The 14,680-nt window shown below is 67.1% G+C and carries 12 protein-coding genes; 9 read left to right on the plus strand and 3 right to left on the minus strand.

Features of this window, described 5'->3' with window-relative positions:
• Positions 1-269: 269 nt before the first annotated feature.
• Genes ASE50_RS00705 through ASE50_RS00720 form a run of 4 tightly spaced genes read left to right on the plus strand, consistent with a single transcriptional unit; the run spans position 270 to position 4,835 of the window.
• On the plus strand, positions 270-1,820 hold the full coding sequence (locus ASE50_RS00705; RefSeq protein WP_235512073.1) for an MFS transporter: 1,551 nt from the start codon (positions 270-272) through the stop codon (positions 1,818-1,820).
• Positions 1,817-2,965, plus strand: a complete 1,149-nt coding sequence (locus tag ASE50_RS00710) for an HlyD family secretion protein (protein ID WP_056394403.1) — start codon at positions 1,817-1,819, stop codon at positions 2,963-2,965. The genes ASE50_RS00705 and ASE50_RS00710 overlap by 4 nt, the downstream gene beginning before the upstream one ends.
• Positions 2,962-4,329 (plus strand): efflux transporter outer membrane subunit, encoded by a 1,368-nt coding sequence (locus ASE50_RS00715; protein WP_056394409.1) that lies wholly within the window; start codon positions 2,962-2,964, stop codon positions 4,327-4,329. Before ASE50_RS00710 ends, ASE50_RS00715 begins: the two co-directional genes overlap by 4 nt.
• On the plus strand, positions 4,326-4,835 hold the full coding sequence (locus tag ASE50_RS00720; protein ID WP_056394412.1) for a GNAT family N-acetyltransferase: 510 nt from the start codon (positions 4,326-4,328) through the stop codon (positions 4,833-4,835). Before ASE50_RS00715 ends, ASE50_RS00720 begins: the two co-directional genes overlap by 4 nt.
• A 77-nt stretch (positions 4,836-4,912) precedes the next feature.
• On the opposite strand, the gene ASE50_RS00725 is transcribed toward ASE50_RS00720, so the two are convergent.
• Positions 4,913-5,641, minus strand: a complete 729-nt coding sequence (locus tag ASE50_RS00725; protein ID WP_162235974.1) for a TetR/AcrR family transcriptional regulator — start codon at positions 5,639-5,641, stop codon at positions 4,913-4,915.
• A gap of 61 nt (positions 5,642-5,702) precedes the next feature.
• Between ASE50_RS00725 and ASE50_RS00730 the strand changes: the two genes are divergently transcribed.
• From ASE50_RS00730 to ASE50_RS19080, 5 genes are all read left to right on the plus strand, one after another.
• Positions 5,703-6,893, plus strand: coding sequence for an efflux RND transporter periplasmic adaptor subunit (locus tag ASE50_RS00730; RefSeq protein WP_082438753.1), 1,191 nt, complete (start codon positions 5,703-5,705; stop codon positions 6,891-6,893).
• Between the two features lie 6 nt (positions 6,894-6,899).
• Positions 6,900-10,106: an efflux RND transporter permease subunit gene (locus ASE50_RS00735; RefSeq protein ID WP_056394421.1), complete on the plus strand. Its 3,207-nt coding sequence runs from the start codon at positions 6,900-6,902 to the stop codon at positions 10,104-10,106.
• A 2-nt stretch (positions 10,107-10,108) separates the two neighbouring features.
• Complete coding sequence (locus tag ASE50_RS00740) at positions 10,109-11,614, plus strand: efflux transporter outer membrane subunit (protein WP_414881548.1); 1,506 nt, start codon at positions 10,109-10,111, stop codon at positions 11,612-11,614.
• A gap of 66 nt (positions 11,615-11,680) precedes the next feature.
• The gene (locus tag ASE50_RS00745) at positions 11,681-11,944 is read left to right on the plus strand and encodes a hypothetical protein (RefSeq protein WP_056394428.1); all 264 of its coding nucleotides are present in this window, start codon (positions 11,681-11,683) and stop codon (positions 11,942-11,944) included.
• A gap of 162 nt (positions 11,945-12,106) precedes the next feature.
• Positions 12,107-12,268: a hypothetical protein gene (locus tag ASE50_RS19080; protein WP_200909434.1), complete on the plus strand. Its 162-nt coding sequence runs from the start codon at positions 12,107-12,109 to the stop codon at positions 12,266-12,268.
• A gap of 523 nt (positions 12,269-12,791) precedes the next feature.
• On the opposite strand, the gene ASE50_RS00750 is transcribed toward ASE50_RS19080, so the two are convergent.
• Positions 12,792-13,166, minus strand: coding sequence for a hypothetical protein (locus ASE50_RS00750; protein ID WP_200909435.1), 375 nt, complete (start codon positions 13,164-13,166; stop codon positions 12,792-12,794).
• Between the two features lie 10 nt (positions 13,167-13,176).
• Entirely contained in the window at positions 13,177-14,676 is a 1,500-nt protein-coding gene (locus ASE50_RS00755; protein ID WP_082438706.1) for a L,D-transpeptidase family protein, read from the minus strand.
• Positions 14,677-14,680 lie beyond the last annotated feature (4 nt).

A 14,680-nucleotide genomic window follows, 5' to 3' on the forward strand; every position in this document is an offset into this window, starting at 1 on the left:
GTTGGCCTGCGAGGGAGCGGTAGTGTGCCGCAACCGACCTACCCACCCCCAACCCCTCCCTTGTCAGGGAGGGGCGCAGGGCCGCCGTCCATTCCTCAACCGGAACGATCCGTTCCGTTACAAGTTGTTGCCGAGCAATATCCCGATATGGAGCCACGGCGATCGCCACGGCCTATGAATTCAAGCCGCACGAACGGCCGTTCCTGCCCGGTTCGCCCGCCACGCCCGAGCACCCGTTCGCGCGTCGGATCGGCTATTTCGCGATCGGCATGCTGCTGGGGATCACCGGCGGGTTCAACAACGGACTGCTGATCGCCAACCTGCCGCAGATTCAGGGGTCGTTGGGGCTGACGCCGGTCGAGGGCGGGTGGCTGACCGCGATCTATTCGATGACCAGCGTGTGCATGTCGATGCTGCTCATCAAGTTCCGCCAGCAATTCGGGTTGCAGCGCTTTACCCGCATCTTCCTGATCGCGTTCCTGATCCTGAACGTGTTGCAGGTGTTCGTGCACAGCTATGGTGTGCAGTTGCTCGTGCGCGGTGCGGCGGGTGTCGCGGGCAGCGCGCTGACGACGCTGTGCTTCCTGTATATCATGCAGGCGCTGCCTGCCGCCGCGCGGCTGTCGGGGATGATCATCGGCTTCGGCGCGTCGCAGGTGGCGTTGCCGCTCGCGCGCACCCTGTCGCCGCTGTTGCTGGCCGATGGGCGGATCGAGGCGCTGTTCCTGTTCGAACTGGGGCTGACGCTGATGTGCCTCGCCTCGGTCGCGCTGCTGCGGTTGCCGCCGTCGGACCGGACGCCGGCGTTCGAACGGATCGATTTCCTGACCTTCGCGCTGTTCGCGCCGGGGATCGCGCTGTTGTGCGCGGTGCTGGTGCAGGGGCGTATCCAGTGGTGGTCGACGCCGTGGCTGGGCTATGCCACCGCCGCCGCGATCCCGCTGATCGGGGCGGCGCTGCTGGTCGAGCATAACCGCGCCAATCCGCTGCTCAACACCCGCTGGATGCTGGGGCGCAACATCGTCCGCTTCGCGATCGTCGCCGCGTCGCTGCGCATCCTGCTGTCCGAACAGACGTTCGGCACGGTCGGGCTGCTGACCGTGGTCGGCATGGGCAACGACCAGATGGTGACGCTCAGCCTCGTCATGACGCTGGCGTCGATCGCCGGGCTGGTCGTCTGTCTGAAGACGCTGAACATGCAGGACCTGTACAAGCCGGTGGTGATCGCGATCGCGCTGATCGGGTTCGGCGCGTGGATGGATTCGGATTCGACCAACCTGACCCGCCCGTCGAGCCTGTATGTCAGTCAGGCGATCATCGCCTTTGCCGCGCTCTATTTTCTGGGGCCGATGGTGATGATCGGCATCTTCCGCGCATTGGCGCGGGGGCCGAGCCATATCATCAGCTTCTCGGCGATCTTCAGCATTTCGCAGACGATGGGCGGCCTTGCCGGCACCGCGCTGCTCGGCTCGTTCCAGATTGTGCGCGAGAAGGTTCATGCGTTCGAACTGACCCAGAGCCTGACCGTCACCGACCCGCTGGTCGTGCAGCGTATCCAGCAACTGGGTGGTGCCTATACCCGCGTCCTCGGAGATCCGACGCTGCGACAGGCGTCGGGCGCGGGGCTGCTCGGGCAACAGGTGACGCGGGAGGCCAATATCCTCGCCTATAACGACGTGTTCCTTGCCGTCGCCATCCTGTCGGCGGCGATGGTGGTGTGGCTGGGGGCGCTGTGGTTGCGCTTCCGGTGGAAGGGCGTGAACCCGCTCGCCGCCGATCTCGCCGCCGTTCAACGCATGCGACAGCAGCAGATGTCATGACCGATACGAAACTCTCCGAAGACGAAAAGCAGCGACTGATCGATCCGGTCGAGGTGCCGAGCGAACCGGCGCGCGCGCGCGGATGGGCACCCCCGCGCGGGTCGCTGAAATCCACGATCGGGTTCGTCGCGCTGCTGCTGGGCGGCATCGCGCTGGCGCTGTACGCGTGGGGGTTGTGGCCGTTCGGCAGCGCCATTCAGGCGACCGACAACGCCTATGTCCGCGGGCAGACGACGATCATCGCGCCGCAGGTGAACGGCTATGTCACGCAGGTGCTGGTCCGCGATTTTCAGGACGTGAAGGCGGGACAGGTGCTCGCGCGGATCGACGACCGCATCTATCGCCAGCGCGTCGATCAGGCGCAGGCCGGGCTGGCGGCGCAGCAGGCCAACCTCGCCAATTCGCAGCAGAGCGAGCGGTCGAGCGAGGCCAGTCTGGGCGGACAGGCGGCAGCGGTCGTCAATGCGCAGGCGCAGTTGGCGCGGGCGCAGGCCGATATGGCGCGGGTCAACGATCTGGTGGCGCAAGGTTCGGTGTCGCTGCGCGAACGCGACCAGACGCTGGCGGCGCTGCGCGCCGCACAGGCGGGCGTGTTGCAGGCACAGGCGCAACGCAGCGTGGCGCAGGAACAGGTGCGCACGGTGACGGTCGGACGCGGCGGGCTGAACGCGGCGGTCGAGAATGCCCGCGCGGCGGTGCGGCTGGCCGAGATCGATCTGGCCAACACGATCATCCGCGCGCCGCAGGACGGGCGGCTGGGCGAGGTCGGGGTGCGGCTGGGGCAATATGTCACGGCGGGGACACAGATGATGTTCCTCGTGCCGCCGACCGTCTGGGTCACCGCCAATTTCAAGGAAGCGCAGACCGCGCGCATGGCGCCGGGCCAGCCGGCCCGCGTCCGGGTCGACGCGCTCGACCGCGCCGAATTGCGGGGGCGGGTCGAACGCATCGCGCCTGCCGCCGCCAATGAGTTCGCCGTGATCCGCGCGGACAATGCCACCGGCAATTTCGTGAAGGTCGCGCAGCGCATATCGGTGCGCATCGCCATCGATCCGCGCGATCCCCTGTTCGGGCGTTTGCGGCCGGGCATGTCGGTCGAGGCGCGGGTCGATACCCGCAGCGGCGTGTCGCCGGCAGCGCGATGAAGCGGCGGATAGCCTTGGCAGTGCTGGCGATGCTGGCCGCGTGCGCCCCGGCCGAACGTCCCCGGCCGGAGGCGGCGGCGGTTGCGCCGCCGGCGGGGTGGCGGACGCCGCTGCCGGGCAGCGCGCCGATCACCGCGACCTGGTGGCAGGCGTTCGGCGACCCCGAACTGACCCGGCTGGTCGAGGCGGCGCTGGCCAATAATCCCGACATTGCCATCGCCGCCGCGCGGGTCGCGGAAGCGCGCGGGCAAGAGCGGGTGGCGCGGGCGGCCCGCTTCCCGACTCTCGATGCCGGCGTCGGCCTGATCGAACAGCGCGCGCTCAACGCGTTCGGGACGGCATCGACCGGTACGTCGCTGCAACCGGTGTTCCAGTCGGCGTATGAGATCGACCTGTTCGGACGGGTCGGGCAGACGATCGAGGCGGCGCGATTGACCGGCGATGCCGCTGCGGCGGCCGCCGACAGCGTCCGGCTGGCGGTCGCCGCCGCCACCGCCAGCGGCTATGTGACGTTGCGCGGGCTCGATGCCCGGATCGCAACGGTGCGGGCGACGATCGCGTCGCGCGGCGAGGCGCTGCGGATCGCCCGGTCGCGCGCGGAGGCGGGCTATACGTCGCAACTCGAACTGCGACAGGCCGAGGCGGAATATGCCGGGGTGACGCAGACGCTGCCGCAGCTCGAACTGCTGGCGCGGCGGCAGGAAAACGCGCTGTCGCTGCTGACCGGAACGCCGCCGCGCGCGATCGATCGGGGGCGTTCGCTCGACGCGCTTGTCCCGCCGCCGATCCCGGCGGGGCTGCCCTCCGATCTGCTCCGCCGTCGGCCCGACATCGCGCAGGCCGAAGCGACGCTGGCGGCGAGCGATGCGTCGCTGGCAGTGGCGCGGGCGCAATTCCTGCCGTCGCTGCGACTGACCGGATCGACCGGCGAGGTGCTGTCGAGCGCCTTGCCCAACCCGGTCGGCATCTGGTCGATCGGGGCGAGTGTGCTGGCCCCGCTGTTCCGGGGCGGGCAGTTGCGCGGCAATTACGACGCGGTGACGGCGCGGCGCGATCAGGCGGCGTTCGCCTATCAGCGCAGCGTCCTGACCGCGTTCCGCGAGGTCGAGGATGCGCTGGCCGCGGTCGATCGGCTGGCGGTGCAGCGGCGCGCGCTGGAAACGCAGCGGACCGCGACCGCCGAAGCGTTGCGCCATGCGACCAATCGCTACCGTGCGGGATACAGCCCGTATCTGGAGCAACTGGACGCGCAGCGCGCGTTGTTCAGCGCCGAACTGTCGCTGGAACAGGTGCGCGCCGATCAGCTGACCGCGCTGGTCGCGCTGTATCAGGCGATGGGCGGCGGCTGGGGGGCGGAGACATGATCCGCGTGGCGACGGCGGCCGATATTCCGGCGCTGCACGATCTGGTCGAATCGGCGTTTCGCGGGGATGCGGCGCGGGCCGGATGGACGCACGAGGCCGATCTGCTCGACGGACAACGCACCGATCGCGCCGCGCTGACGGACGTGATCGCCGATCCCGACCGGACGATCCTGATGACCGGCGACGCGACCGGTTGCGTTCAGGTATCACGCATCGCGCCGGGGCTGTCGGCACTGGGCCTGCTGGCGGTACGTCCGGACGTGCAGGCCGGCGGGCTCGGGCGACGGCTGGTGGCGGCGGCGGAAAACTATGCGGGGCGCGTTCAGGGTGCCGGGCGGATCGAGATGACGGTCATCGCCGCGCGCGGCGAGCTGATCGCATGGTATGAACGGCAGGGCTATGTCAGGACCGGCGAAAACCGGCCGTTCCCGATGGACGACGTGCGGTTCGGCCTGCCGCGCCAGCCGCTGTCGTTCGTGGTGTTGCAACGCGACCTGTCGCGATGATGCCCCAAACGACAAGCCCCGCCCGGGGGACCGGACGGGGCCTGCGACGGCAGCGCAAGGGAGTGCGCCGGACCGGTTTAGTCCACTGCAACAAATCCGCAATGGTTCTTTTGGAGACTTGGGTACGTCCGACTGTCCAACAATTGGTCAACCCAGCGCTCTACCAGCGTCGTCAGCCGACGATAGGCCGTCGCGTCATCGAAATCGGGGTCCGCGATACGGCGATGCATGATCCCCGCGCCGATGGTCATGATCATTTCGGCCAGTTCGGCGCGCGACTCGGCCTGCTCGGGACGGGGGGCAAGGCCGGTCAGCGACCGCAACAGCGCCTGCTTCACCCGGCGGTTGACGTCATGCGCGATGGTTTTGATGCGGTCGTTGCGGGCGGCCTCGGCGATGATCTCGGGCATGAGTTGCCGCGACTCGAGGTCCCTGCCGCATTGCAGGAACATCTGGAGCCAGTGGCGGATCGCCGCGATGTCGCCGCTTTCGACCGCCTGCTCGATTTCCGCCTCATGCAGAAAGGTCGCGAGGTCGCCCTCGACGATCGCGGCGACGATCGCTTCCTTGTCGGCAAAGTCGCGATAGATCTGCCCGACCTTAATCCCGGAAACCGCCGCGATCTGCGCGACTCCAGTACCGTGAAAGCCATGTTCGGCGAACAGCGTCCGCGCGACCGCCACCAGTTTTTCGCGCCGGGCCGTTGCTTTACTCGCCCGACATGCGACTTCGCACTGCAACAAATTCACGTCAGATTCACCTGTAAGCCCTTGCCAGTTTCCACCGGGCGGCGTACGCGCAGCCAATGTGTGAGTGATCGATCACTCACGTTTAGCACATCCGTTGAGGACGTTCATGAAAAATCGCATGGCCCCATTGGCACTGGCGCTCATTCTTTCGGCCTGTGGCGGGGGTGGCGGCGAGTCGCAACAGCAACAAGGGGCGCCGCAGGGTCCGCCGCAGGTCGGCTTCGTGACCGTGCAGGCACAGCCGGTGACGTTGACCACCCAGTTGCCCGGTCGCACAGCGGCCTATGAGACGTCGGAAGTCCGGCCGCAGGTCAACGGCCTGATCCTCGCCCGCCTGTTCCAGGAGGGCGACACGGTCCGGCAGGGGCAGCCGCTCTATCGCATCGATCCGGCACCCTATCAGGCCACGGTGGCGAGCGCGCGTGCCGCCCTGTCGCGGGCGCAGGCATCGATCGCGTCCACCCGCAATCTGGCCCGCCGCTATGGCGAACTGGTCAAGATCAACGCGATCAGCCGGCAGGAATATGAGAATGCGGTGACCGGCGCGCAGCAGGCGCAGGCGGACATCGCCGCGCAGCAGGCCGCGTTGCGGCAGGCGCAGATCGACCTGTCGCGCACCACGATCACCGCGCCGATTTCGGGCCGGATCGGCCGGTCGGTGTCCACGACCGGCGCGCTGGTGTCGGCGGCGCAGACCGAGGCGCTGACCACGATCCAGCGCCTCGACCCGATCTATGTCGATATCCAGCAGTCGAGCGCCGACCTGTTGAAGCTGCGCCAGCAGATCATGGACGGCGACCTGTCGCGCGGAAGCGGCGCGGCGCGGGTCCGGCTGAAGCTGGAGGATGGCAGCACCTATCCGATCGAGGGGACGCTGAAGTTCACCGACGTGACCGTCGACCCGGCCACGGGGACGCAGGCGATCCGGGCGGTCTTCGCCAATCCGCGCGGTCTGTTGCTGCCGGGCATGTATGTCCGCGCCGAACTGGCGCAGGGGACCAAGGCGAACGGGATATTGGTGCCGCAGCGTGCGGTGACCCGCGATCCCAAGGGCAGCGCGACGGTGCTGGTCATCGGGGCCGACGGCAAGCTGGCCCCGCGTCCGCTGACCACCGACCGGACCATCGGCGACGCATGGCTGGTGACCGGCGGGTTGCAGCCCGGCGACAAGGTCGTCGTCGAAGGCGCGCAGATGTTGCAGCCCGGCACCCCGGTCAAGGGCTATCCATGGACTCCGCAGACCGCCGGCGCGGCACCGCAGGGCGCTGCCCCCGGTGCTGCGGGCGGTCCGCAGGCACAGGCGAAGTAACCGCTGATGTCCCGTTATTTCATCGACCGGCCCATCTTCGCATGGGTCATCGCCGTCGTCATGATGCTGGCCGGCGCGATCGCGATCCGCAGCCTGCCGATCGCGCAGTTCCCCGAAATCGCGCCGCCCGCGGTGGCGATCACCGCCACCTATCCGGGTGCCGATGCGGAGACGCTGGAGCGCACGACGACCCAGATCATCGAGCAGCAGCTCAAGGGCATCGACAACCTTCGCTATTTCTCGTCCTCGTCCTCTTCGGCGGGGACGGTGTCGATCACGTTGACCTTCGAACAGGGCACCGATCCCGACATCGCGCAGGTGCAGGTCCAGAACAAGTTGCAGGCGGCGACCCCGCTTCTGCCGCAGGAGGTCCAGCGGCAGGGGATTCAGGTCACCAAGTCCGCCGCCAGCTTCCTGGTGGTCGTCGGCCTCGTGTCGACCGACGGATCGCACAGCAACAACGACCTGTCCGACATGGTCGTCTCGCAGTTTCAGGACCCGATCAGCCGCGTATCCGGCGTCGGCGAGTTGCAGGTGTTCGGCGCGCAATATGCGATGCGCATCTGGGTCGATCCGCTGAAGCTGAACAGCTATCAGTTGACGATCGGCGATGTCACGGCAGCGGTGCAGGCACAGAACGCGCAGGTTTCCGCCGGGCAGATCGGCGCGTTGCCGGCGCCCAAGGAGCAGATGCTGAACGCCACGGTCAGCGTCCAGTCGCGCCTGCAAACCCCCGAACAATTCGCCAATATCCGGCTTAAGACCAATGCCACCGGCGCGGTCGTCCGGCTGGGTGACGTCGCGCGGGTCGAGATCGGGGCCGAGAATTACGGCTTCGACGTGCAATATAATGGCAAGCCGGCATCGGGCTTCGGTGTCCGGCTGGCGGCGGGTGCCAACGCACTCGACACGGTCGAGCTGGTCAAGGCGCGCGCGCAGGAAATCGGCCGGACGCTGCCGAGCGACGTCAAGGTCATCTATCCCTATGATACGACGCCGTTCGTCCGCCTGTCGGTCGAACAGGTCATCCACACGCTGATCGAGGCGGTGGTGCTCGTCTTCCTCGTGATGTTCCTGTTCCTGCAGAACTGGCGGGCGACGATCATCCCGACCATCGCGGTGCCGGTGGTTCTGCTCGGCACCTTCGGGGTGATGGCGGTCGCGGGCTTTACCATCAACACATTGACGCTGTTCGGCATGGTGCTGGCGATCGGCCTGCTGGTCGACGACGCGATCGTCGTCGTGGAGAACGTGGAACGCCTGATCCAGACCGAAGGGCTGTCCCCGCGGGAGGCCGCGCGCAAGTCGATGGACGAGATCACTGGTGCGCTGGTCGGTATCGGCCTGGTCCTGTCGGCGGTGTTCCTGCCGATGGCGTTCTTCGGCGGGTCGACCGGCGTCATCTATCGCCAGTTCTCGATCACGATCGTATCGGCGATGGTGCTGTCGGTGGTGGTCGCGCTGATCCTGACACCCGCCTTGTGCGCGACGATCCTGAAGCCGCATGATCCGCACCAGCACGAACAGGGCAATGGCCTGCTGGCGCGTTTCTTCCGCTGGTTCAACGACCGGTTCGAACGCGGGCAGAACAAATATGAAGGCGGCGTCCGGCGCACCACGCGCAACTGGAAACGCTCGATGCTGGTCTATCTGCTGATCGTCGGCGGCATGGTGTTCGTGTTCACGCGCCTGCCTTCGGGCTTCCTGCCCGACGAAGATCAGGGCACGGTGCTGGCGCTGGTGCAGGGTCCGGCGGGTTCGACCAGCGGTCGTACCGAAAAGGGCCTGAATCTGGTGCGCGACCATTTCCTGAAGCAGGAAAGCGCCAACGTCGCAGGTGTCTTCACGATCAACGGCTTCAGCTTCGCGGGGCAGGGACAGAATGCCGGTCTGGTATTCGTCAACCTGAAGCCGTGGGACGAGCGCAGCGGGGCTGAGAACAAGGCGCAGTCGATCGTCGGTCGCGCCATGGGCACCTTTGCCGGGTACAAGGACGGGCTGATCTTCGCACTGGTTCCGCCGGCGGTACAGGAACTGGGCAACGCTACCGGGTTCGACGTGCAGCTGGTCGATACCGGCGGCATCGGCCACGACCGGCTGCTGCAGGCGCGCAACATGATGCTCGGCATGGCCGCGCAGGATGGCCGCTTGGCACAGGTGCGTCCGCTCAGCCTCGACGATGCGCCGCAGCTGAAGGTCAATATCGACGAGGACAAGGCGCGCGCGCTGGGTCTCGACCTTGCCGACGTCAACTCGACGATCGCGACCGCATGGGGCGGCGGCTATATCAACGACTTCATCGACCGTGGTCGCGTGAAGCGCGTCTATATCCAGGCCGATACGCCCTATCGCTTAAGTCCGGAGGATATCGGCGACCTGTACGTGCGCAATGCGACCGGACAGATGGTGCCGTTCACCGCCTTCTCGACGCTCGAATGGGCCAATGCGCCGGTACAGCTGACCCGCTATAACGGGCAGTCGGCGATGCAGCTGCAGGGTTCGCCGGGGCCTGGCCTGAGCACCGGTGCGGCGATGGTGGCGATGGAGGAAATCCATGCCAAGCTGCCGCCGGGCACCGCGCTCGAATGGACCGGCCTGTCGTTCGAGGAACGGCTGTCCGGGGGACAGGCACCGGCGCTGTACGGGTTGTCGCTGCTGATCGTGTTCCTGTGCCTTGCCGCGCTGTACGAAAGCTGGTCGGTGCCGATCTCGGTCCTGCTGGTGGTGCCGCTGGGCATTCTCGGTGCGCTGCTGGCGGCGTGGCTGACGGGGCTGAACAACGACATCTACCTTCAGGTGGGTCTCATCACCACGATCGGCGTGTCGGCGAAGAACGCGATCCTGATCGTCGAATTCGCCGAAGAGCGGATGGCCGACGGCATGAACCCGATCGACGCGGCGGCGGAGGCGGCACGGCTGCGCCTGCGGCCGATCCTGATGACCTCGCTCGCCTTCGTCTTCGGCGTGCTGCCGCTGGCGCTGTCGACCGGTGCTGGTGCCGGCGGACAGAATGCGATCGGCCGCGCGGTGGTCGGCGGCATGTTGTCGGCGACGATCCTCGCCATCTTCTTCGTGCCGATGTTCTTCGTCGTCGTCCTGCGCCTGTTCGGCCATGGCGGCGACAAGGGCACCCCGTCCGCCAACCGGGACGTTGAACCCGATGGCGGCAACCGGTCCTCCGATGGCGGCGAACCTGCGCCGCAGGGGGCATGACCATGAGCAACCATGTGATGACGCTGCGTAGCCTGATCCTCCTTGCCGCCACCACCGCGCTGGCGGGATGCAACCTCGCGCCGGGCAATGTCCGGCCGGAGGGGGCGATCCCGCTGACCCTGCCGCAGGGCGGGGCGTATCCGCCGCTCGGTGCCGAACAGGCGGACGTGACCGCGATCGCCTATCGCGATTTCTTCACCGATCCGCGGTTGCAGGCGGTGATCGCCACCGCGCTCGACAATAACCGCGATTATCGCGTCACGGCCGCCAACGTACTGGTCGCCCGCGCGCAGTATCGCGTGACCCGCGCCAGTCAGGTGCCGTCGACCGGCGTCAATGGCGGCGTCACCTATACCAACAACCCGTTCGGCGCGCTGGGCGGGGCGGGGGGTGCCACCGGCGGGACCGGGACCGGCGGTACGGGTGGAACCGGCGGCGGTACGGGTGCCGGCGTCGGCGGCGTGCCGGCGCAGACGAGCAACCTCGAAATCTATCAGGCGTCGGTCGGCTTTTCGGCGTTCGAACTCGACCTGTTCGGCCGGGTCCGCAACCTGAGTCAGGCCGCGCTGCAGGAATATTTCGCGACCGAGGAAGCACAGCGGGCGGCGCGCATTGCGCTGGTCGGCGAAGTGGCGACGGCTTGGCTGACGATGGCGGCCGATCAGGATCAGTTGCGGCTGTCGCGCGAAACGCTGAACAGTTTCGGGCGGACGCTCGAACTGACGCGTGCGCAGTTTCGCGTCGGCGTCATCTCCGAACTGGAGGTGCAGCAGGCCGAAACCACGTACCAGCAGGCGCGCAACGACATCGCGGCGCTGACCGCACAGATCGCGCAGGACCAGAACGCGATCAACCTGCTCGCCGGCACGACCATCCCCCTCGAACAGCTGCCGACCGAACTGGGCGACCGCGATCCGGTGCTGACCGATCTGCCGACCGGCGTGTCGTCGGCGGTGCTGTTGCGGCGACCCGATGTGTTGCAGGCCGAACGGCGGCTCTATGCGGCCAACGCCAATATCGGCGCGGCGCGTGCGGCACTGTTCCCGACCATCTCGCTGACGGCGACGCTGGGCACGATCAGCACCGCGCTGGGCGGGCTGTTCGGTGCGGGAACGCAGAACTTCTCGATCTCGCCGGCCGCCTCGCTGCCGTTGTTCGATGGCGGGCAGCGGCGCGGCAATGTCGAGGTGGCGCGCGGCCAGCAGCTGGCGGCGGTCGCGACCTATGAAGGGACGCTCCAGACCGCGTTTCGCGAGGTCGCCGATGCGTTGGCGACGCGCGGCACGATCGGCGAGCAATTGTCGGCCCAGACCGCGCGGGCACGGGCGGCGGCGACCGCCGAACGGCTGTCCGATGCGCGCTATCGGGCGGGGATCGATTCGTTCCTCAACACGCTCGATGCGCAGCGGACCAGCTATGCCGCGCGGCAGACGCTGGTGCAGACGCGCCTCGCCCGGGCGACCAATCTGGTGACCCTGTATCGGACATTGGGGGGTGGGCTGAACTAGGCCCACCCGCTTGCATCGTCGCCCGATCGGCATATGCTCTCCCGCATAACATAAAGGAGAGGAACGATGAATCCGATCGAACCGGGCGATGCCGCCGGCGAGAAGAGCATGGTGATCCTGCAAAGCCTGCTCTGCCTGCTGCGCGAGAAGAACCTGCTGTCGCGCGCCGATATTGAGGAACTGGCGGCCAAGGTCGCGAGTCGGGCGGCCGAGCATGATCGCGATCCGCTGCCGTGTCAGTCCGATGCGGTCGTCGCCGCTGCGAGCGAGATGAACCGGCTGGGGGCGTATATCGGCGGGCGCTATGGCGGAAAGCATCGTCGGATGTGATCCGGCGGCCGCCACTGTAATCACCACGTCAGAATTTGCAGCGACAGGCATCCCTCGCAGCCGCCGAGCGTTTCAGTCGGGTCCGGTTGCACCGGGCGAGTATGATAGACGGGCGGCAAACGCCCTTGAGAGGTTGTCGTGTCTTTGATCGGACCGGACGAAATGTCCTATTTTGTACGCCGTGCGGAGCAGCAGTTGGAACTGGCGCAGCAGGCCGACCATGAACAGGTTGTGCATGCGCATTACGAACTCGCCAACCTCTATCTCGACAAAGCCTATGCCGATGCTGCTGTCGTGGTGGAGGTCGCTGCGCAGGCGGCTTGAACGGTGGTCGATGGTGGTTGTTGATCGACTGTCGCAGTGGACTGGGCGGCGGTGATGCGTTCCGCCCGGAAGGGTGGGGACTGGCTGATAGGTGGTCCGCGTTGACGGCTTGGTGAAGGCTGATCCGTCTGCGGTCACGTACGAACCATGCTGCAAACACCGCATCCATTCCGAACCACGCAATGCCTGCCGCAAACAGGAAGCAGCGTCAGGGAACGAGTTGGATGGCGTCGAAGCGTTTGGAAGAACGTGTGGCCGGCTCCCGATCTAGGTTTGGCTATCTGGCTAGCGAACTGCTCCCCTACCTGACAAGGGAGGGGCTGGGGGTGGGTCGGCCTGGGGCTGGCGAGCCGCTGCCTAACAGGACAACCCACTCTCGACCCCTTGTCAGGGAAGGGAGCGGTCGAAACCTTACTGAATGTCGATCGGTCCTCGGGGCCTTTGCAAACGTCTCGCGTTCCACCGTACGCTCGCAGACCCCGCAATCCCGGTACAGGCCATGCGCATGGCCTATACCGAAACCTCACTGATCTTGCTGGTTCGACATCGCGTCGTCGACCGGGGCATCCGCAGCATCGTCCGCCGCCTTGTCCTCGCCCCGCGAGGAGCGTGACGTCATGCCCGTCGCCGATGCGTCGTCGAGCACCTGCTGATCGGGCTCGATCGGCGGGGGCGGGGGGAGTTCCTCGGCCGGCGCGACCGCGCTCAGATTCTCCATCACTGGCGGAGCGGCTTCGTAATTTTCCTCGGGCAGAGGCGTCGGGGGCGGCGCTTCCTCATCGAACGCGCTGTTTTCGATCGGTGCCTCGTCGACATTGTCGTTCGAACAGGCCGCCAGCCCCGCCGTCAGCAACAGGCCGCTGCCTGCCAGCAGCATCGCACGCCATCCGCTCTTCATCGCCATCCCCTTATCGTGCCGCCAACTGGCTGGCTTCGGCGCGGGCGGCGATCTTGTTCGCCAGCACGCCGTCCCATTTATACGGATCCTCGCGGAAGCTCATCGTGCCGTTGGGCGTCGCGAACGCGGTCCAATACAGCAGATAGACCTTTACGGGGTCGGCAACGCGCGCGCGTACCGTCTTGCCCGACGCCAGCGTCGTATCGATTTGCCCGGCCGACCAGTCGGGGGTGGTCCGCAACAACAGCCGCGCCAGATCCTCAGGCTTTTCCAGCCGTACGCAGCCATGGCTGGCCAGCCGGTCGAAATTGGCGAAGCCCGACTGGGCCGGCGTGTCGTGCAGATACACCGCGAACGGATTGTCGAAATCGAACTTGAACCGGCCCAGCGCGCTCCGCTCCGACGCCTGTTGCAGGCGACGCCCGCCGCCTTCGGTTTCGATGACGCGGAACCCGTTGCGCTTCAGATAGCCGGGATTGGCGCGTTCCTTCGGCCACAATTCCTTGTCGGCGATCGACGATGGCACGTTCCATGGCGGATTGAGCACGATCGAATGGATCGTCGAGGTCAGCATCGGCGTCTCGTCGCCCGGTCGCCCGGTTACCGCCTTCATCGATGTCACCGGCTGATCGCCGTCGAACACTGTCAGCACCGCCGCGGCGATGTTGACCTGAATGCGGTTCTTTTCCAGCTCGGTCGGCAGCCAGCGCCACCGTTCCATATTTGCCTTGATCTGCTTGATCCGCTCCCCGACGGGGACGTTCAGCGAAGCGATGGTCTGCGCACCGACCTGTCCGGCAGGGTTCAGGCCATAGCGGCGCTGCGCCCGGCGGACGGCGTCGAGCAGCGCCGGATCGAAGCTGTCGCCGCTGGCCGACAATTCGGAATCCTCGACTGCCAACCGCTTGCGCAGCGCCGCGACCTGCGGACCACGTCCGCCCATGCGCAGGTCGGAACCGGCGGCGACGATCGGCCAGCCGCCATTCGCGGCGATCTTGCGATAGCGCGCAAGGCCCGCGACCAGCGTGTCATATCCGGCATAGGGCGGCGGCAGCGACGCGACCCACGCCGCCAGCCGGTCCTTCGCCACGGCATCGCGAAACGCGGGCAGCGGGTCATAGGATTGCGGGCGCATCGCCCAGTCCTTCTGGAAATCGGCGGTGTCGAGCCGACCGGCGCGGACCGCATGGGCATGGTCGAGCGCCGCCTGCACCAGCGCCGGTCCGCTCAGCGCACCCAGCAGCGGCTCGCGGTCCTTCAGCCCCTGCGCCACTGCATCGCGCGCGAGCAGCCGGGCAAGCTCGCTCTCCTGCGCGGCGGTCAGCGTCGGCAGCGGCAAGGGCGCGAGGATCGGTTGTACCATCGGCGCGGCCATCGGGACGGTCGGCACGACCGGCGGCGGCAGGACCTGCGCCGAAGCGACGTTCGCGAGCGTCAGGCCCGCGCCGGCGAACAGGGCACGCCGCAGCGCACGGGCGAAACATAGGCGGTGATCGGTAATCGCTTTCATCCCA

It is taken from the genome of Sphingomonas sp. Leaf5 (genome assembly GCF_001421155.1).
Taxonomy (GTDB): Bacteria; Pseudomonadota; Alphaproteobacteria; order Sphingomonadales; family Sphingomonadaceae; genus Sphingomonas.

Bases quoted from the DNA above. Each gene is read 5' to 3' on its own strand.
- ASE50_RS00705 (WP_235512073.1), top strand. From the start codon at position 270: ATGCTGCTGGGGATCACCGGCGGGTTCAACAACGGACTGCTGATCGCC.
- ASE50_RS00710 (WP_056394403.1), top strand. From the start codon at position 1,817: ATGACCGATACGAAACTCTCCGAAGACGAAAAGCAGCGACTGATCGAT.
- ASE50_RS00715 (WP_056394409.1), top strand. From the start codon at position 2,962: ATGAAGCGGCGGATAGCCTTGGCAGTGCTGGCGATGCTGGCCGCGTGC.
- ASE50_RS00720 (WP_056394412.1), top strand. From the start codon at position 4,326: ATGATCCGCGTGGCGACGGCGGCCGATATTCCGGCGCTGCACGATCTG.
- ASE50_RS00730 (WP_082438753.1), top strand. From the start codon at position 5,703: ATGGCCCCATTGGCACTGGCGCTCATTCTTTCGGCCTGTGGCGGGGGT.
- ASE50_RS00735 (WP_056394421.1), top strand. From the start codon at position 6,900: ATGTCCCGTTATTTCATCGACCGGCCCATCTTCGCATGGGTCATCGCC.
- ASE50_RS00740 (WP_414881548.1), top strand. From the start codon at position 10,109: ATGAGCAACCATGTGATGACGCTGCGTAGCCTGATCCTCCTTGCCGCC.
- ASE50_RS00745 (WP_056394428.1), top strand. From the start codon at position 11,681: ATGAATCCGATCGAACCGGGCGATGCCGCCGGCGAGAAGAGCATGGTG.
- ASE50_RS19080 (WP_200909434.1), top strand. From the start codon at position 12,107: ATGTCCTATTTTGTACGCCGTGCGGAGCAGCAGTTGGAACTGGCGCAG.
- ASE50_RS00750 (WP_200909435.1), bottom strand. From the start codon at position 13,166: ATGAAGAGCGGATGGCGTGCGATGCTGCTGGCAGGCAGCGGCCTGTTG.
- ASE50_RS00755 (WP_082438706.1), bottom strand. From the start codon at position 14,676: ATGAAAGCGATTACCGATCACCGCCTATGTTTCGCCCGTGCGCTGCGG.